This window comes from Pseudoalteromonas sp. T1lg22 (assembly GCF_002964645.1).
Lineage (GTDB): Bacteria > Pseudomonadota > Gammaproteobacteria > Enterobacterales > Alteromonadaceae > Pseudoalteromonas.
On sequence record NZ_PQBY01000013.1, the window covers coordinates 357,036 to 376,012 of the forward strand.

The following is an 18,977-nucleotide window of genomic DNA, read 5'->3' on the forward strand; positions in this document are numbered from 1 at the left end:
GCAGCAATTGCATTGTAGGTCGGGGTTTGCCGCCAGGGTTGTAGGTCGGGGTTCACCCCGACAAAGTGTATATGCTGTATATTTTGTCGGCCTAAAGACCGACCTACAGCTCAGTGTAAAAAGGCTCCCGAGGGAGCCTTTTCTATTTGCTTATTGCCAGCTTACGACGCGGTGGAAATCAGCCACCGACTCTATTTTCGTTTGCTTGGGCAAATCTGCGAACGGCTTGTCGGCAAACTTGGTGCCGCGCAGCTGCACGTTTAGACGTGCCGCCTCCGGGTTCATCATGGTCTGCTGATAGAAGTCCTGCATATCTTTAAGGGTCAGCGCTTCAACGGCGGCCAGTAACTTGGCACGACTGTCGAACTCAAAACGCTCACGATACCAATCCGGCATCAAACGACTCAGCTCGTCGGTCAGGTTCTTCGGCTGCTCTTTTAACGCCACAAGAGAGGCATTCTTTAACTGAGCAAAGGTGGCTTCGTCCAGCTCGGCTAACACCTTGGCGTATTGCACCTTGAACTCATCGAAACGCGCCTGCATCGCCTTGGCATCCTTCACCGGGGTTTGGATATACAAGCCAATACCGGCGTAATCTTCCAATGGACGCGCGGTGGCGCCAACGGCGTAGGCCAGTTGCTCTTCGGTACGCAGCTTATCGAATGCCACGGTACGGAAGTGACCCTGTAACACGGCGGCTGCGGCTTTTTGCGCATAGCCGGATTGTGGGTGATACGCCATATCGATAATGGCCACATCGGCAACTTCTATATCTTTTTGTACCACATAGGTTTCACCGGCTTTAGGCTTCCAGGTTTTCGAGCGGGTATAGTCGCTGTCTATTTGTTGCTCAGGCAGGGCCTTGGCAATGCTTTGGGCGATGGCGGCAACGCTGGCATCGTCATAGTTACCAAAGGCGAATACGCGCACATTATTGCGGCTTAGTACGTCATCCATCAAGGCATTAAGATCCGCAACAGTAACACTGTTAGCAGTGGCGATCAGCTGCTCGCTGTCATGGCTACCAGAGCGCACCAGATCCGAGTACAAACCAAAGGCCTGATAGAAGGGGAACTGCTTCTTGGCATTTTGCAGACCACGGGTATAGCGGTCTACTGCCTGAGCAAAGGCTTGCGGCTCAACATCTAGCTTCAGGTTGCCCAGCGCTTCACTCAGTAACACAGGCTGTTTATCGGTAAAGCCACCGACGCTTAGGCTAAAGCCATTGCCCGGATCCATATTGACCGCCATGCCGGCGATCGCCGCCTCGGTCGATAATGCCGCTTGCGACAGGCTGTAAAGATCGGCCCACAGGCTTAGCAGCACACCAGCCTTGATATCCTGCTGCGCTTTCGGACTGTTCACATATACCTCAACCACACCCTTAGGCTGCTCGGCAAAGTACTGACTCGGCTGCAACCACACCTTAACGCCATTTTTATCATAGCTGATGCTAGGCTTTTGCTCTGTATTAGCGGCGGCGGTTTTGATATCAAAATGCTCTGGCAATAAGCGGTTTACGCTAGGCAGAGCCAAGGCAAACTGGCTCGGCTGCTGCCAGCTGGCTTGCTCTTCGGCGCTGATGTCTTCGATGCGGTATTCACCATCATAGAAGTGCAGCTTGCTGTCGGTTTGCTCGCCCTTAGACACATACCAAACGCGCAGGGTATCGGCATTTAGCTGATCTAACACCTCATTAATAGCGCGCTCGTTAAACTCGGCGTAATAATAAGGAGCGTTAATGGCATTATTAAGCGGGTAATCCTGCATGCTTTGCGTCAGGGCCGACACATAACCAAATTCGTCGCTCTTTTCCAGGAACTGGAACTGGTTATTAAGTGAGGTACGAATTTCGCTGAAGTACTTGGCGTCAACGCCATTGGCCTTAATCAATTCGATATAACGCATAATGGTGGCAAGGATCTCTTCGCGATTTTGCATGCCGGCATCGGTCAGCTCGACATTCACATTCAATTCGCCATAGTTGCCATACTTGTTGTATGAATCCGAAACGCTTAGCTGTGATACCCAACCTTTATCACGCAAGATTTGCGCCGGGCTGCCCGGCATTTCATTGCTTAGCAGGTAAGAAACGAAACGGTTAGGCTTGTAGGCAAAATCGTCACGGTTGTTTTCAATAATAAAATCAAGCTTAAGCTGTTTTACGTCTTCGTTTGGCTTGTAGTGTACACGCTTGCCGCCAACGTTTTCGTAGTTGAGTGCATGAGTCACGCCTGGCTTGTCGATGCCCTTATTTTTAATATCGGCAAAGTACTGTTTCGCCAGTTGGCGCATTTCATTTAGGGGACGATTTGAAATCATCGCCACCTTCATAATGTTTGACGAATAATAGGTATTGTAAAAGTCTACGGTTTCCTGATGCAGCGAGCTGCCTTCTTTATCGCCCAGAGTTTCCAAGTTACCGATAAGGAAGCGGTTGGCCGGGTGCTCACCCATCATTTTACGAGCCAGTTTAAACTGACCGAAAAAGTCCATTTCGCGGCGCATCGACCACTCAGCGTTTACCGCGTTTTTCTCTTTGTCTGTATATTGCGGGTACAGCTTAGGTGATTTAAAAAAGTCGCTAAAACGGTCCAAAGCTTCGCCGTAGGCATCGTTATTCACCTTGAACATATAGTTGGTGATATCCAGCCAGGTATAGGCATTATGGGCGCCGCCGTTTTTGGTCATAAAGTCGCTGTAACCCTGGGTATCAGGATAACGCTCGGTGCCAAGAAACAGCATATGCTCCAAATAGTGCGCCATGCCCTGCTGCGTCATGGGGTCATTTAACAAGCCCACACCCACACTTAAGGCCGCCGCCGATTTTTCCGCACTCGGATCAGACACCAGGATCACCTCGATTTCGTTATCGAGTTTTAGCGTTTCATAAGCACGCTTATCGTTAGGGCTGACTACCAAAGTGTCTGGAACAAGTTGCACTGCGGTGTTAGTGGGTGTCGAGGTTGCGCTGCAACCAGCCAACACGGCCAGCGCTAGCGCGCTAAGGACGATTGTTTTCTTCATTATGCTGAATCTTATTGATGAATATTGCCCTTCATAATCAAAAATCACCGTTTAAAATGCAATAAAAAAACACCTAAGTTTGTAACAGATTATGAAAATCTTGTTTGCTTATTAGCCATAGAATTGTAATAACTATGCTAACCACATGGTATTTTTGCGAATTTAATACCAATACTGTTATGTATGTGCTCAGAGATAGCGCTGGATAAATGATGTGATTACAAGTCGGAATTTTTCTTGTGTAGTTATTCTACACATAAAAATTCCAACGCCGTGAGCATGATAATTAGCCCGCTAGAATGATGAGCTACTTAAGTAATTGATTGCAGACCTAAGGAGTCTTAACGTGACCAGCCAGCTTATACTTGCCCTGTTTGCCCAGGTGCTACTGACCTTGATAGTGATGGTAATAATGGGGCGCCGCCGCTTTGGGGCAGCGAAAAAGAAACAAATACAGATGCGTCAGTTTGCCACCATGGAGCTCGGCTCAGCGCCAGAGTCGGTGCAGGTCGCAGGACGAAATTTTATCAATCAATTTGAAATCCCTGTGCTGTTTTATGTGGCTGTGCTCTGTGCCCTTGCCACCAACAATTCGGGTTATGCGTTTGTTGCCCTGGCCTGGTTGTTTGTCTTAACCAGAGTCATTCACAGCGTCATCCACCTAAGCACAAACCACCTGCGCAGCCGCTATTTTACCTTTTTAGCGGGTTGCGTGGTGGTTCTGGCCATGTGGCTGACGCTGGTTTGGCGATTTATCTAACTATTTATTAGCGCGTTCTTAGCGTACAGTGCGGCGACGTAATGCCACTAACAAAGCCAGCGGCGCAAACCACCAGACGGCGCCGGAGTCAGAGTCCGACTGGGGCTCAACCTCATCGATCAGGGTATTTTCAACCGGGGTTAGATCAATTGCCGAATTAGGGTCGTTATCAATAACAACAATATCGTTGATCATCACCAGGTTGGCACGCACCGCATCTTCGCCTTGGCTACATTGCTCTGCACTGTAATCCAGCATGGGGATCTCGCCACAGGTTTGCAGTGCATTAATGGCATTGACCACCTTCATGCCCTCGCCGATAACCTGACCAAATACGGTGAAACCGCCGTTTTGCAGATCTAAATTGGCACTGTTGTCAGCGATATTAAAAAACCACTGGCTGGTCGCACTGTTTACCTTGCCGCCAACCTTAGCCATGGCGATGGTGCCAGCCACATTGGAAAACACCGGCTCATTGATAATGGGTGCCTGCGTTTCAATGGCTTCGGCCTGACCGTCAAAGCTGTATGCACCGCCTTGAATAATAAAGTCCTCAACCGAACGGTGAACATAAGTCGATTGATAGTCGCCACGCTCTACATAACCAAGAAAGTTAGCTACCGTGGTTGGCGTTTTTTGGTCGAAAAGATTGACCTGGAAACTGCCTTGTGAGGTTTGGAACTCAACTATGGTGGCATGGGCCTGTGTGGCCAGGGTTGCAGCAGCGATTGTCAGGCCGGTGGCCACACTGGTTGCTAGAGGTGTTGCAGCGCGAGAAGCTTTCATAAAAATTCCTTGATTATCTTTTTCGCCTACCTTAGCGCCCACCGCCCCCTTTCTCCACGACTAACTGAGCGCAAAAACAAATTGATACCTAAATGTAAACGGTGATTACATTTAGCCTAAACTTTTATAATAAAAAGTTATAAATATTTAAATTTATAAAACAAATTGAGCTTATCAAACCAGCTGCAATTGCCTACTATGGTGTGCATGATTTCAGCAACTATTCGACAGTGACCATGAACAAGAATAATAATGTCATTTGCGACTTTGGTGTACATAAGGGCGAATCTTATAAACAACTCCCTGCTTGCTTCCTCAATTGGATGATAGGTGTAAATCACCAACAGGCGGGTATCGCTAAGGCCGAACTAGCGCGCCGCGAGCAGGCGGTACAAAAAAGTGTTAATGCCATAAATCACTGAAGAGAAAGACAATAGCCGCATACCATCAGAGTAAAAAGCTAGAGTAAATAACCTAATTAGCCTTTGATGCTAATGAAATCTTCATAAAACTACATTAAGATCGGCGTACTTATTCGTTCAAGGGAATCGTATCGTGCGCCTTTTGTTTTTAGTTTCAGCCGTTTTTCTCGGCGCCTGCACACAATCAAGTAACATGGATGTCGCGCCAGACGCGCCTGCCCAAACCCAATACCTCACAGTTTTGCATACCAATGATCATCATGGCCGTTTTTGGCCCAATGCTCAGGGTGAATATGGTATGGCCGCCCGTGCCACGCTGCTGACACAATTACGCGCCCAAGCAAAAGAACGCAATGACGCGGTGATCTTACTTTCCGGCGGCGATATCAACACCGGCATTCCCGAGTCCGACTTACAACAAGCAGAACCGGATTTTAAAGCCATGAGCATGCTCGGCTATGACGCTATGGCCATAGGCAACCATGAGTTCGATAATCCATTATCTGTGTTGGCTAAACAGCAAAAATGGGCGAATTTCCCGCTGTTAAGCGCCAATATTTTAAATAAAGACGATGGCAAGCATGCCTATCAGCCTTATGTAATGCTCAATAAACAAGGGCTTAAAATTGCCGTGTTAGGCCTTACCACCACGGATACGGCAAAAATCGCCAACCCGGATTTTATCGGTGCCTTCGACTTTATCGACCCCACCAAGGCGACCAATGCCATTTTGGCGGATTTGCAGCGCCAGCAAGCGGATGTGATTATCGCCGTAACCCATATGGGCCATTACACTAATGCCGGTCATGGCATTAATGCCCCGGGCGATGTGACCCTGGCACGACAGCTGGCCCCTGGCGCCATAGACATGATAGTCGGCGGCCACTCGCAAGAGCCCGTGTGTATGCAAGACACCAATGTTGCAGTTGCAGATTATCGCCCGGGCATGGCTTGCCAGCCGGATAAGCAAAACGGCATCTGGATTATGCAGGCCCATGAGTGGGGCAAGTATGTGGGTGAGGCGCGCTTTGCCATCGAAGGTGAGCAAGTGACCCTACTTAACTATCAACTTCATCCAGTAAATCTAAAAGATAAGCAAGAACAATGGGTTGGCAACTATATTGAGCCAGACCAAAACATGGTGAACTTCCTTGCCCCTTATCAAGCCAAGGGTCAGAGCAAGCTAAGCGTTACCCTGGGAAGTACCCAGGTGCGTCTTGAGGGCGATCGCAACAAGGTGCGCTTTATGCCTACCAACCTGGCACAGGTGATCACAGAAGCACAAAAGCAGCATGTAAAGGCCGATTTTGCGGTGATCAGTGGCGGCGGAATTCGCGACTCCATCGTCGCCGGTGAAATTAACTATAAGGACATCCTGCGTGTTCATCCGTTTAAAAATCGCATCGGTTATATCGACTTTAGCGGCCAAGATGCGCTGGCCTATATTCGCAAAATAGCGGCCTACCCGGCAGACTCTGGCGCCTATGCTCATTTCAACAATGTTACTGCCATCTGCGACGGCGCTACATTAAAGTCGGTACGTATTAACGGTGAGCCGATCAAGGCAGACAAGAGCTACCGCATGAGCATTAACAGCTACAATGCCGCCGGTGGAGATGGCTATCCAAGGCTTAATAATGATCCGCGATTTGTCGATAGCGGCGATGCCGATGCCAGCGTTTTAAGCGCTTATGTGCAACAGCACAGCCCGCTCGACACCATTGAGGTGCCCGCAGCCTTTACTTGCCGATAACCTCAAACGCCGAGGGATCTGTGATGCTAAGCCCATAGTGATGGACCCGCGAGCGTGACCCTTCACCATGGGCTTTAGGCGGGAAGTAAGGGTCTTTTTGCTCCCCGTCCTCGGTGAAGGCTTCGTCTAACGCAGCGCGGATCTCGCTCAGGGTTTTCTCCAGGCTATTGCTGAAGTTCGGTCGCTTACGAATGGTGTGGCCTAATTCAATCAGGCGTGAGAAATACTTGTGCGCCAAATCCAATAGCTCAGCCGGCACATCTTTATTTTGATTCAGGGTCACAGTCGGGTGCTCTATGGCAAACTCCAACAATGCCAGATAAAAGCACAGCGGCTTATTGGCCAGGGTCACACGCATCCCATGTTCACCATAACGTATACTTTTATCGGCCAAGTCCAATAACAGGCTCTTTTTCTCCACCCTAATTTCTGGCTTCTCGGCCAACACCTGCAACTTAACCTCCATAGCCTTAAACCAGGGCCAAATAAATAAGGCCGCCAAGATGCTCAACAACAGGGGTAAAACGCTAAGCCCATGATGCAACGGCATGGGCATCAATGAATATCCTATACTCAGCTCACCTGCTCCTGGGCGCTGCAACAATAAGTGCTTTGGCGCCGCCGCAGAGTTGATGGTCGTTGTGCCTATTTGTTGTAATTGCAGCGGATAATCCTGAGCCTGCAAATGCGTGTTCAGTTTCTCTATGTAGGCTTGGGTAAGCTCAACATCGGCGGGCACTTCCAATAAAGGGTACGCCAAGCCAATATGGCTGCTATCTAAAGCGATACGTGTTTTCAACTGCGCCAATGCCTGTGCCTGGCCTTGCTGCCAGCTCCCCAAAGCGCCCAGGTAATAGGCCAGCATACTGATAAATAAGGTTCCGAGCGCAAACAAGGTGATCGCCTTTTGCGCATTAAAACTGCGATTGGCAAAACGTCGGCGCAACAGCGACACCACTAAACGTCTGGTACTCATTGCCCCGCTCCTAAATATTGACCACCGCCCTGTTGGCACAGCCAATAGGGTTTGGCGCCATTAAAATAACTGGACTCACGCCCTTGTGCCAGGGTCATCAACCTGGTTTGAATGGCACAGGCAAGATCAGGATTATCCGCAGCCCGTTTAAGATACCAGTGACTACCGCTGATATTGCTGCCAATGGCGGTGATATAGTTCTCAGAAAAACGCTGATGGTCCGATTGCTGCCAGTAAGAAGAGATAATATCTAATTCGCCCTGCGCTAGCTTGTCACGCAGCGCATCATGGGAGTTCACAAAGGTGATATCCAGGCTATCAAGGTTAAGATCCAAATCCTTAAATACCTGTTTGGGGATAATATGCCCCGAGCGACTGGTGGGATAGTCAATTAGGCCGATACGCTTATCGAGAAAATACGCTTTCTCTAATTTTGGCTTTTCATGACTGGCAATAAAGTAAGCTGTGTAACTGGGGTAACCAATCAGCGGCGTATAGCCATAGGTATTGCGGGCATCAAAGGCGTGGATCATATTGTCCTTGGCCAAAATCAGGTGCGCCAGGCCCTTACCAAGAAAATGCACCTCGTATTGAGACGAGCCGCTCCAATAAGCAAAGACCTCACCATATTGTTTTGATACCACCTCATCGACACAAAGTTGCTGTGCCAGTTCACTGGCTAGGGATTGACTGGGCGCAAACAGAGTCAGTCTGGTTTTATTCCCGACACTCAAGGTGTTACAGCTATATGAGGTGGAAAGCACGGATTCGAGCTGAGGCAAGTGGGCATTCAGACGATACTGACCGACAAGATAACTAATTAAACCAACAATGGTAATAGTTGTTAATATCAGCGCGCTGTCACGCCAGCGTTTGATCGATTGCAACGGACTTTATAGCTTATTGAAATTGCGTTGCCGACATTTCACCAGTTATTATTACTTATTGCAACAGGTAATTTTATTCATAGATTATAACCTATTGTTTTAATAGATTTATTAACAAGTAATTATGAATCCCCTTAAGTCCTTTTCTTTCACTGTAAAAACTCGGAAAATTTAACTCACAGGGCAACTATGCAACGTGAAAACAACAATGGATTTACAGCTGATTCGCCGCTCATTTAAAGCCGCTCTAATAGCAGTTTTGATGATGGGCACAACTTTTGGGATAAGTTTTAGCAACCAGGCATGGGCCTGGGGCGCAAATGGTCACCGTATTATTGGTGCCATCGCCGAGCAACATTTAAGCGCCGAAGCAAAAGCCGAGGTCATGGCTATTTTAGAAGGACAGAGTTTGGCAAGAGCCAGCACCTGGGCCGATGAAATGCGCTCTGCTCCCGGTCAATTTTGGCAACGTCAGTCATCACGCTGGCACTTTATTAATATCGACTCGCAGCAAGCATTTTTAAATACCGAGCATCAAGCCCATAGCGACAAGGCCGATATAAAAGATGCCTACAGCGCTATTCTCACCGCCATATCGGCGCTAAGCAAAGCGGATACCAGTGCCGCCGACAAACAATTTTATTTACGTTTTTTAATTCATCTTATTGGCGATATTCATCAGCCCCTGCATGTAGGCCGCAGCGCCGACCGTGGCGGTAATCGCATTAATGTCGAATTTTTCTCGCAAGTGACCAATTTACATCGCCTTTGGGACACACAATTAATCGCACACCAACAATTGTCATATTCTGAATACAAAGATTTTATATGCTGTACCCAAAGCCAAGTCACGCAAAATAAAAACGTTGACGTCAAAGCCTGGCTACTGGAGTCGCATCAACTGGCAACCAGCATCTATGCCCAGGGCAATGAGCAGTTAGGGTACGAGTATGTCTATCAATACCAGGCAATAGTAGAGCAACAACTTCGCCGCGGTGGCTTACGTCTAGCGGCGCTGTTAAACCAGTTATACCAAGGAACCGCGGCCTAGCCGCACAAAAATAAGTATCGGCCCAAGCTTTGCGGCCGATGATAATGAATTGTTTAACTAGATAAACTTAACACGGGAAACAACAACATGAAAATGCAACTTAGGAAAACGGCCATCTCTGCTGCTATCGCAGCAACCATGGGTGTATCCACTGGTGCTTTTGCAAACGAAACGTCATCATCAATTAAAGGTCAGATCACTGGCCCTGCCGGCAACCCTGCTGCTGGCACTGTGGTGACCATTATCCACCTACCAACGGGTTCATCTAAAACCGCCGTTGTTAACGACGCTGGCTACTTCAGTGCCAAGGGTCTGCGTGTAGGTGGTCCTTACAACGTAATCATCGACTCTGATAAGTTCGAAGATCAGTTGATCGAAAACGTACAGCTGTCACTGGGTAAAGAATATCCGGTAACCGTGCAGCTACAAGCAAAAACCGATATGGAACAGATCGTAGTAACCGGTCGTCCTATTAGTTCATTTTCTGGCGGTACCGGCCCAACAGCCACTTTCACTCAAGAAGACCTGGAAACGGCACCGGCCATCAACCGTGACATTAAAGATATCGTTCGTATCGACCCGCGCGTATACGTAGACGAAAGCCGTGATGCTATCCACTGTGGTGGTGCTAACCCACGCTACAACAGCTTAACCCTTGACGGCGTGCGCATGAACGACAACTTCGGTTTAAGTTCAAACGGTTACCCAACGGTACGCCCGCCTTTCTCATTCGATTCAATCGAGCAGGTTGCCGTTGAGATGGCGCCTTTTGATGTTCAATACGGTGGCTTTACCGCTTGTAACATCAACGCCGTAACCAAGTCTGGTACTAACGAAATCCACGGCGGCGTATTCTTCGACTACACCAATGATTCAATGAAGGGTGACGAAGTCGATGGTAAAGAATACGACAATGGTGACTACAACGAGAAGCGCTACGGCTTCAACGTAGGTCTGCCGCTATTAGAAGACAAGCTCTTCCTATTCACTTCTTACGAGAAGCTTGAAGGTGTTGCTCAGTTTAACTATGGCGCCCTGGACACAGGCAGTGTAAGCGCTGCTGACGTGGCACGTATCCAGGAAATCAGCCAACGCGTGTACAACTATGACGCCGGTACTACACCTGCGAGTGCGCCGGTAGATGATGAAAAAATCTTGGTTAAACTAGATTGGAACATCAATGATGATCACCGTGCCAGCTTGGTATACAACTATAACGACGGTTTTACCCTGTCACAATCAGATACTGGCAGCACGCGTTTATCGCTAAACAGCCACTACTATGAGCAAGGTGCCGAGTTCACCTCTATCATAGGTTCATTATACTCGGACTGGAACGACAGCTTCTCAACCGAAGTACGTATCGGTAAGTCTGAGCTGGACGCGCGCGTAGAATCTCTTGACGCAGCCTCTGGTTTTGGTGAATTCCAAATCAATACTGCCGATGGTGGTACGGTTTACATTGGTCCGGATGACTCACGTCATTCAAATGACCTTAACTACGAAACCACTACCTTCAAGCTAGCGGGTACTTATTACCTTGACCAGCACACCCTAACAGGTGGTTATGAGTACGAAGAAATCGACGTATTCAACATGTTTATGCAGCATACTCAGGGTGAGTTCCGTTTCAGCTCAATCGATGACTTTGAAGCGGGTCTAGCTAATCGCATTGAGTACAATAACTCGGCCGGTACCAACAACCCAGCGGACGCGGCAGCGAAATTCTCATTCGCTCAGCACACCTTCTACATTCAGGACGAGTATGCATTTAGCGACCTGGATGCAACCTTGACCTTTGGTGTTCGTTACGACAAGTACACCAGTGACGATAACCCGAACTACAATGCTAACTTCGAGAATCGTTACGGTTTCTCTAACCAGCAAAACCTAGATGGCATTGACCTGATTCAGCCACGCGTTGGCTTTAACTGGTTTGTGGATGAAGCCCTTGAAGTGCGTGCCGGTGTAGGTCTGTTCTCTGGTGGTAACCCGAACGTATGGGTATCGAATGCCTATTCAAACGACGGTGTAACCAATATCTATACCCGTTTAAGCAATGTTGACCTGTTCAACACAGCAATGACCAACTTCGATGGCGGCACACCGGGTTATGATATCCCTCAAGCCCAGTATGATCAGGTTGCCAATACGCCTATCGGTCAGGGCGATGGCACAGTTAACGTGATCGACCCTAACTTCGAAGTACCTTCTGAGTGGAAATACTCAATCGGTGCAACATACACGTTCGAAAGCGATTACGTGCTAAGCGTAGATCTATTACATTCACGTAAGCAAGACTCTGCGATTCTTACGGACCTGGCACTAAAAGACAGTGGTGACACTACCTTTGACGGTCGTCCTATCTATGAATCACTTGAAGGCCGTGATGGCGAATACATGCTTACCAACGTAGGCAGTGATGATGGTGAAGCCACTGTACTTTCTGCTGCCATCAGCAAGAAGTATGACAATGGTATCGACTTCAGCTTCGCGTATTCTTACACCGACTCTGAAGACGTAAACCCAATGACCAGCTCGGTAGCCGGCTCTAACTATGGCAACCTGGCAACAACCAACCCTGGCAACCCGGGTTCACATACGTCGGACTACAATGTGCCGCACCGCTTCACTTTAAACCTTGGCTATACCCATGAGTTTATCGATGGTTATGCGACGCGCTTTAGCCTATTCGGTCAAGCAAGTGAAGGCCTGCCTTACAGCTACACCTTCGCGGGTAGCGATAGAGGCACGGGTGCCCAAGGCGATGCCTTGTGGGGTGACGAAAACGCCAATGGCGGCCGTCAGTTACTTTACATTCCACTTGAGAACGATCCTAACGTAGTTTACGGCGAGAACTTCGATCTAGCAGCATTCAATGCCTTTATCGAAGAAGAAAATCTGAAGCGCGGCTCTATCACAGGCCGTAACTCAGAAAACGCCGATTGGTTTGTTAAGTTCGACTTAAAAGTAAGCCAAGAGCTTCCTGGCTTTATGGACGGTCATAAGGGCGAAGCCTTCTTCGTTATCGATAACCTGACTAACCTGCTTAACGACGACTGGGGTACATACGAAAAAGGTTCATTCGTAGGTAACCGTCTAGTAGGTGCCAGCATCAACGAAAATGGCCAGTACGTTTATCATAACTTCAACGCCAACAACGTAAATACAGCAGTTCAACGCGATGCGTCACTGTGGGAAATGCGTATCGGTGTTCGTTACACCTTCTAATAACCTTTAACGCAAATTTGCGCCTGGCGCAAAGTTAAGCCAAGGCCCATCCCTACTGATGGGCCTTTTTTATATCTGCGGCGCGCAGCTCCAGGCGGCGCAATAAATCCACCAGCAGTGCCTTTTCCTGCTCAGAAAATCCCGCCAGCAGTTCCTGCTGCCAGAGCAAAGCCTCTGGGATCAAGGCATTAAATTGCTGTCTACCCTGCTCACTTAAACGCACCTGTTTGGCCCGTTTATCCTTGGCACAGGCACTCACTGTTAGCCAATCAAGCTGCTCTAATTCATTAATCGCCCGCGAGGCCGTTGATTTATCCAACATGGCCGTATCGCATAACTGCCTTGATGTTAGGCCCTTTTCGGTCTGAGCCAGATGGCAAACGATGCGCCATTGCGGGTTAGTCAGTTGCCCGCCATAAACCTGAGCAAAGGCCTCGCTCACCTTGGCGCCGCTTAAGGTCATCAAATAGGGAATAAAGGTGTCCAGCTTAAAAGCCATAGTCTGCTTACCTTAAGTTAACGTAAATAATTTCTTACACCCGAATTAGAGATGGGATTTGAAATTAGTCTCACATGAGAGTATCTTCAAACACAATACAACAGGAGTGACACCATGACAAATAACAGCCTTGAATATATGACAGGTTTTGGTAACGAATTTGAAACCGAAGCCCTTGAGAATGCCCTGCCTATTGGCCAGTTCAGCCCACAAAAAGTAAACTACGGCCTGTACGCGGAGCAATTTTCCAGCACCGCCTTTACCGCACCTCGTGGCGAAAACCGCCGTACCTGGCTATACCGCATTCGCCCTTCAGTAATTCAAGGCGATTACGAGCTAATGGACAATGGCCTGCTGCGCTCAGCCCCTATTACCGAAGTGCCAACGCCGCCAACCATGTTGCGTTGGAATCCGGTTGCTATCCCTGAGCAGGCAACCGACTTTATCGACGGTCTGGTGACTATGGCCGCCAATGGCAGTGTGAATGGCCAAGCCGGTATTGGTATTCATATTTATGTGGCTAACCAGTCTATGGAAGGTCGTTACTTCTACAATGCCGACGGTGAAATGCTGTTTGTGCCACAACAAGGACGTCTGCGTCTGAAAACCGAGTGCGGTATTTTAGAGATCGGCGCCGGCGAAATTGCGGTGATCCCACGCGGTATGAAGTTCTCTGTAGAACTACCGGATGGCCCGGTACGTGGTTATATCTGTGAAAACTACGGCAACCCATATATTTTGCCTGAACGTGGTCCGGTGGGCGCCAATGGTTACGCCAACGACCGTGACTTCCAATACCCGGTTGCCGCATTTGAAGACATCGAAGGCGACTTCGAGATCGTGGCTAAATTCAGCGGTCAGCTTTATCGCGCCAATATCAAGCACTCACCACTAGACGTTGTCGCTTGGACAGGTAACAGTGCCCCGTACAAGTACGACCTGGCGCGCTTCAATGTCATGAACACGGTGAGCTATGATCACCCGGATCCATCAATTTTCACCGTATTGACCTCACCGTCGGGCACCCCAGGCGTGGCCAACGTTGATTTCGTGATCTTCCCTGAGCGCTGGATGGTTGCCGAGCACACTTTCCGCCCACCTTACTATCATCGCAACATCATGAGCGAGTTTATGGGTCTGATCAAAGGTGTGTACGATGCCAAAGAAGCGGGCTTTGTGCCTGGCGGTTCAAGCCTGCACAACTGTATGTCGCCTCATGGTCCAGAAGCTGAAGTATTTGAAAAGGCTAGCAATGCTGAGCTTGAGCCGGTACGCTACGAAGACACACTTGCCTTTATGTTTGAGTCTCGCTACATCATAGCGCCGACCAAATACGCACTCGAGGGTCAGGAGCGTCAAGGCGACTACCTGGATTGCTGGAAAGGCATCAAAAAGCACTTTAACGGAGCTAAGTAATGAAATTATATAGCTATTTTCGCTCTTCGGCGGCTTATCGGGTGCGTATCGCCCTGAATCTGAAAAACGTCGATCACGAATTAGTACCGGTTAACCTGCTTAAGTCTGAGCAAGAAGGCGAAGCGTATCTCGGCAAAAACCCGCAAGGCTTATTGCCTGCGGTAGAGACGGAGCAAGGCGTGCTGGCGCAATCTCTGGCCATTCTTGAGTGGCTGGATGAAACCACAGAGCAGGCCCCTCTGCTCAGTGGCGATGCCTGGCAGCGCGCACAAATTCGCAACCTGGCCTATGCCATTGCCGTGGACATTCACCCGCTTAACAACCTGCGCGTTTTGAAATACCTAAGTAATGAGCTGGGTGTGAGCGATGAGCAAAAAACAAAGTGGTATCAAGACTGGATCATCACCGGCTTCGACAAGGTTGAACAACTGCTTGGCGACACACAGTTTTGCTGTGGCGACCAGCCGAGCCTGGCCGATGTATGTTTAGTGCCTCAGGTATTTAACGCCCTGCGCTTTAAGGTACCCATGGATAACTACCCGAAGATCATGGCAGTTTACCAGCATTGTAATACCCTTAAAGCATTCGCAGACGCAGCCCCTGAGCAGCAAATCGACGCACAATAAGGGCCTAAATGCGGCTTTTAATAGCAAAGTGATACTCATACTGTGCTTGCCGGCTTCGGCAAGCACCTTGGCACTGTTGCCGCATCAAGCAAAGCATGGGCGCGAGCCCATCTATCCGCGCACAAATCTAATGCCCGCTTTAAGCCAGGGCTTCATCTATAACTTACCTAAGGCTTACTCGGTACCATCACTTTTAATGATGCCGGTTGCACCCTAATTTCCAATGACTCTGCCTGACGGGTTTCACCGTCGATAACATAGTCTATGCCCTCAGCACAACTCACCGCTACCCGCCTGGCGTGAGTGTGGTGTGCATGTCGGTCGAGCTGGGTCTGCGCCACACTGTTAAATGCCAGCTCGGCGATACTGAGCACATTCACATTGGAATTTTTAGTCGGCTCCAGCCAGTTTACATCGAGCAGGCCGTCGTCATGCTCCGGCTGACCCTGCCCTTGCGCCAATAAGGTAAAGACAGGCGCCGCATTGGCAATGATCATGCTATTGGTGTGAATTTCCTGTGCCGGCATATCATCCAGAGTAAGCGTATAGTCTTTGGCCTTATGTTCGCTGAGCGCCTGCCAAAAGCCCTGCAAATAGGCAAACTGACCACTGTTGTTCTTAGCTTCACGGTGCGCCGACTCTATCATCTTGTGCTCAAAACCTATGCCCACCAAAAGCAGTACCAGCTCGTCATTGCAAGTGGCTGTGTCCATGGCCTTTACATCGCCGCTGATCAATACATCCAGCGCCTTTTGCACGCCAAAGGCCTTGCTTTCAATGCCCATCAGCACATGGGCTAAGGCATTAGCCGTGCCTAAGGGAATAATCCCCAGAGCCACATCGGTATTGACTGTGACCGAAGCCACCTCGGCTATGGTGCCATCGCCGCCACAGGCGATGATCATATCCGGATGCTCAGCCATGGCCTCACGCGCTAAGTCCGTACCATTTTTAGTTTCCGTGGTGGTTTTTATCGACATATCAAAATAGCTGTTGAGGCTGGACATGATATCGTGCTTTTTATCGGTCCACAGCTTGCGCCCGGATACCGGATTGGCAATAAGGCAAACGCGGTTGCGCACCACCAGCTCGCCGCGCTGGTGCATTTTCTTCAGCGCTTTACGCTGGAAGCGGTTTAAATTGGCGGTTTCCCGGGTTTCCTGAATGCGCTCTAACACCTCATCGACATCCGCATCAGGTTCCTTGGCCAGCAAGTAGGCGGCCATCACCAGCACAGAGCGGCCACGGCCTAAAGCACAGTGTACTACGACGTTACGTTTGCGCTTACGGTGATGATGGATCCAGTTAATGGCCTGGCGCAACTGCGCCCTGTTTGGCGCGGCATGATCCAAAACCGGAATATTTAAATAACTGATATGCTCGCCCATTACCGTCCAGTCCAGGCCATCAAATTCACAGGTAGCATCTAAAATGGCGGTGACGTTTTCATGTTTTAGGGTATCAACATCGGGCGGGAAAAGTCGGCAGGCGAGGAATAAACCGGGCTCGACTTCCTGAATGGGCGGCACCTTATCATTGCGTCGCTGCCAGGCGTTATAAAGTTGCGCCCCCAGCAAAAAGGGGATAAAGGCCCAGCGGATATACCAGGGAATAGTGCCGTTTTGACGCTTACGGAAAACCTTCCCGGCGTTGGCAATATAAGCCAGAGACACCAAAAATAAGGACAACGCACTCCAATAAAAAAAGATTGCGATATAGGGAAGCCTTATCATCCAAGCCGTGGTGCATAAGATCACGGCCAACACCAAGTATGCAATTGCTGCAAACATCAACCACTCCTGGTAAGCGTTTATATTGTAAAAGTATCACGCTACCAAGTAGACGCAAGCCCGTCATCAATAATTAGCTGATAAAACACTAATTCCGTGGCGCAAATTCAATAATAAGCCCTTCGATGGCACAGGCGTTGGCACTAATATCGGTATTCAGCATACGGGTTTGCTGATCGCTGCGCAGGGTAAAATCCCAATACTGACCGCGAGTATATTGCGTGGCCAAGGCCATCTTGCTGTTTGATAAACACATGGCCTGAGTCAGGCTGCGCAACTTGCCATCATAGAGGATATCGCCAAAGCGCATTTGTGGCAGTGCCTGAGCGTCTGGGCCCTTGACCTCTATGGCCTTTGTATCGGTGGCTAAGCGCCATTGCTGCCGCTCTAACGTCAAACGCACGCCACTCGGATAATAGCTGTAACGAAAGCTGCGTTTATCCAGGGGCTGGATCTTAACAACCCCCGCCTCACCAAGCACGGTTCCTATATTGTCCTGACCGGATGTAATAACCACCAAGGCGCTGCCGGCATCTATGCCATAACCGGCCAGTTGCCCGGCCCCATATAACAGGCTGTGCAAGCGCAGGCTGCGGTTGTCATCGCTAAATTGCGTATCCAGCACCCCGTAGTTAAAGGTTCCCAGGCCCCCTTCGGGCTCATAGCTGATGGCTGCATAGCCAGAAGGCAAACTGGTTGGCTTGGTCGCAAGTTCTACCTTGTTTTCAAGGGCAGCAAAGGCATCGCCGCCGGTGATCATGGCCACGGCACCCTTGGCGTTACTACCGCCACTTTGTATTGCACTGCCAGTGCCATTGGCAAGAATAACCGGGCGGGTGCGCAAGGCTTCAGTCCAAGGATATTCCTTGCCCTGCTCGTCATACAGCACCGCGCTGGCAAGCGCTTGATCGCCGTCATTAAAAAATACCGCACTTGCTGCCTCTATCTGGGCTGTCAGGGCCTCGACTCCTTGGCTGCACAGTGCCTGCTCCTCGGCGATACGCTCAGGGTACACCCGCGCTCTGTCAAAGATCAGTGCTTGTTGGCGAAATTCGTTGAGCTTATCGCAGCGCCCCTGGCTAAGCGCCTTGGCCAGCGCTGGCGTGAGAGGTAGCCACTGGCTGTCGATGCCATCGCCAGCGAGTAACTGCTGATAATAATGGGCCGCCGCATAAGGGTCGCGACTGGCGCTAGTTAGCATCAGCGCCTGAGGTGGCTGCGCCTGTTGCCCCGCAGCAACGCTAATTGAGCTTTGCATAAAGGCAAGTATATCCCCAGTAGCCTCATGGCTATTTACGTGGGTATCGAGGCGCACTTTCTGAGAAGGCTCAGCCAACTCCAGGGTATCGAGTACATAATAATAAAGGGGACGAGCCAAAAGCTGAGCCTGAGGGTCTTGTTGATACCAAAGCGCTAGTAATTGCTCCTGCGTCATCGCTTGCTCGCTAACAAGTGCTTTAAGCGCCTCTACCGTGTTTTCTTTTTGCGCCTGATACTGAGATGGCCAGTGTGTCTCCAGACGAGTCAGGGCCTTATCGTCCACTAGATAGCGAGTGTGAGTTTTACCACCTTCACGACTTTGTTGACAATGCTCGGGCGTCATAGATGAGCATACCTGTAGACCACCGCCGACCAAGACCTGAGTTTGCGCCCATGCCTGGTAAGGCATACAGGACATAATCAAAGCACTGGCGCTCAGTAACAAGGCTCGGGGAGTCAGGCTGTAAAGGTGAAAGAAGGGATAGCTCATAGA

Annotated in this window: 14 protein-coding genes; 7 read left to right on the top strand and 7 right to left on the bottom strand. The window is 49.5% G+C overall.

Annotation, left to right across the window (positions count from 1 at the left end; translation table 11 throughout):
- Positions 1-150: 150 nt before the first annotated feature.
- Positions 151-3,027, bottom strand: coding sequence for an insulinase family protein (locus tag C2M24_RS08690; RefSeq protein WP_105214239.1), 2,877 nt, complete (start codon positions 3,025-3,027; stop codon positions 151-153).
- A 346-nt stretch (positions 3,028-3,373) separates the two neighbouring features.
- On the opposite strand from C2M24_RS08690, the gene C2M24_RS08695 reads away from it, so the two are divergent.
- Complete coding sequence (locus C2M24_RS08695) at positions 3,374-3,787, top strand: MAPEG family protein (RefSeq protein ID WP_105214241.1); 414 nt, start codon at positions 3,374-3,376, stop codon at positions 3,785-3,787.
- Between the two features lie 18 nt (positions 3,788-3,805).
- Here the strand turns inward: C2M24_RS08695 and C2M24_RS08700 are convergent, their stop codons facing one another.
- Positions 3,806-4,573 (bottom strand): peptidylprolyl isomerase, encoded by a 768-nt coding sequence (locus C2M24_RS08700; protein ID WP_105214562.1) that lies wholly within the window; start codon positions 4,571-4,573, stop codon positions 3,806-3,808.
- Between the two features lie 236 nt (positions 4,574-4,809).
- Here C2M24_RS08700 and C2M24_RS08705 point away from each other — a divergent pair, with 236 nt between their 5' ends.
- Together C2M24_RS08705 and ushA are read left to right on the top strand one after the other, a co-directional pair.
- Complete coding sequence (locus C2M24_RS08705; RefSeq protein WP_105214243.1) at positions 4,810-4,995, top strand: hypothetical protein; 186 nt, start codon at positions 4,810-4,812, stop codon at positions 4,993-4,995.
- Between the two features lie 133 nt (positions 4,996-5,128).
- Entirely contained in the window at positions 5,129-6,748 is a 1,620-nt protein-coding gene (gene ushA / locus C2M24_RS08710) for a bifunctional UDP-sugar hydrolase/5'-nucleotidase UshA (protein ID WP_105214245.1), read from the top strand.
- Here the strand turns inward: ushA and C2M24_RS08715 are convergent.
- Both C2M24_RS08715 and C2M24_RS08720 read right to left on the bottom strand, forming a co-directional pair.
- Positions 6,735-7,724 carry a hypothetical protein gene (locus C2M24_RS08715; protein ID WP_105214258.1) on the bottom strand — a complete coding sequence of 330 codons (990 nt, stop codon included), beginning with the start codon at positions 7,722-7,724 and terminating at the stop codon, positions 6,735-6,737. The two genes, ushA and C2M24_RS08715, sit on opposite strands and share 14 nt — an antisense overlap.
- Complete coding sequence (locus C2M24_RS08720; protein WP_105201502.1) at positions 7,721-8,611, bottom strand: PhnD/SsuA/transferrin family substrate-binding protein; 891 nt, start codon at positions 8,609-8,611, stop codon at positions 7,721-7,723. Before C2M24_RS08720 ends, C2M24_RS08715 begins: the two co-directional genes overlap by 4 nt.
- Before the next feature lie 262 nt (positions 8,612-8,873).
- Between C2M24_RS08720 and C2M24_RS08725 the strand changes: the two genes are divergently transcribed.
- Both C2M24_RS08725 and C2M24_RS08730 read left to right on the top strand, forming a co-directional pair.
- Positions 8,874-9,662 carry a S1/P1 nuclease gene (locus C2M24_RS08725; protein ID WP_158683736.1) on the top strand — a complete coding sequence of 263 codons (789 nt, stop codon included), beginning with the start codon at positions 8,874-8,876 and terminating at the stop codon, positions 9,660-9,662.
- 87 nt (positions 9,663-9,749) lie between these two features.
- Complete coding sequence (locus C2M24_RS08730; protein ID WP_105214262.1) at positions 9,750-12,893, top strand: TonB-dependent receptor; 3,144 nt, start codon at positions 9,750-9,752, stop codon at positions 12,891-12,893.
- Positions 12,894-12,945: 52 nt separating this feature from the next.
- Here C2M24_RS08730 and C2M24_RS08735 read toward each other — a convergent pair whose 3' ends face one another.
- Positions 12,946-13,392, bottom strand: coding sequence for a MarR family winged helix-turn-helix transcriptional regulator (locus tag C2M24_RS08735; RefSeq protein WP_105214264.1), 447 nt, complete (start codon positions 13,390-13,392; stop codon positions 12,946-12,948).
- Between the two features lie 114 nt (positions 13,393-13,506).
- On the opposite strand from C2M24_RS08735, the gene hmgA reads away from it, so the two are divergent.
- Together hmgA and maiA are read left to right on the top strand one after the other, a co-directional pair.
- Positions 13,507-14,808, top strand: coding sequence for a homogentisate 1,2-dioxygenase (hmgA, locus tag C2M24_RS08740; protein ID WP_105214266.1), 1,302 nt, complete (start codon positions 13,507-13,509; stop codon positions 14,806-14,808).
- Positions 14,808-15,434 (top strand): maleylacetoacetate isomerase, encoded by a 627-nt coding sequence (gene maiA / locus C2M24_RS08745; protein ID WP_105214268.1) that lies wholly within the window; start codon positions 14,808-14,810, stop codon positions 15,432-15,434. Before hmgA ends, maiA begins: the two co-directional genes overlap by 1 nt.
- Positions 15,435-15,601: 167 nt before the next feature.
- Here maiA and C2M24_RS08750 read toward each other — a convergent pair whose 3' ends face one another.
- Both C2M24_RS08750 and C2M24_RS08755 read right to left on the bottom strand, forming a co-directional pair.
- The gene (locus tag C2M24_RS08750) at positions 15,602-17,224 is read right to left on the bottom strand and encodes a diacylglycerol kinase family protein (protein WP_105214270.1); all 1,623 of its coding nucleotides are present in this window, start codon (positions 17,222-17,224) and stop codon (positions 15,602-15,604) included.
- An 88-nt stretch (positions 17,225-17,312) separates the two neighbouring features.
- Positions 17,313-18,974, bottom strand: a complete 1,662-nt coding sequence (locus C2M24_RS08755; RefSeq protein ID WP_105214272.1) for a hypothetical protein — start codon at positions 18,972-18,974, stop codon at positions 17,313-17,315.
- Positions 18,975-18,977 lie beyond the last annotated feature (3 nt).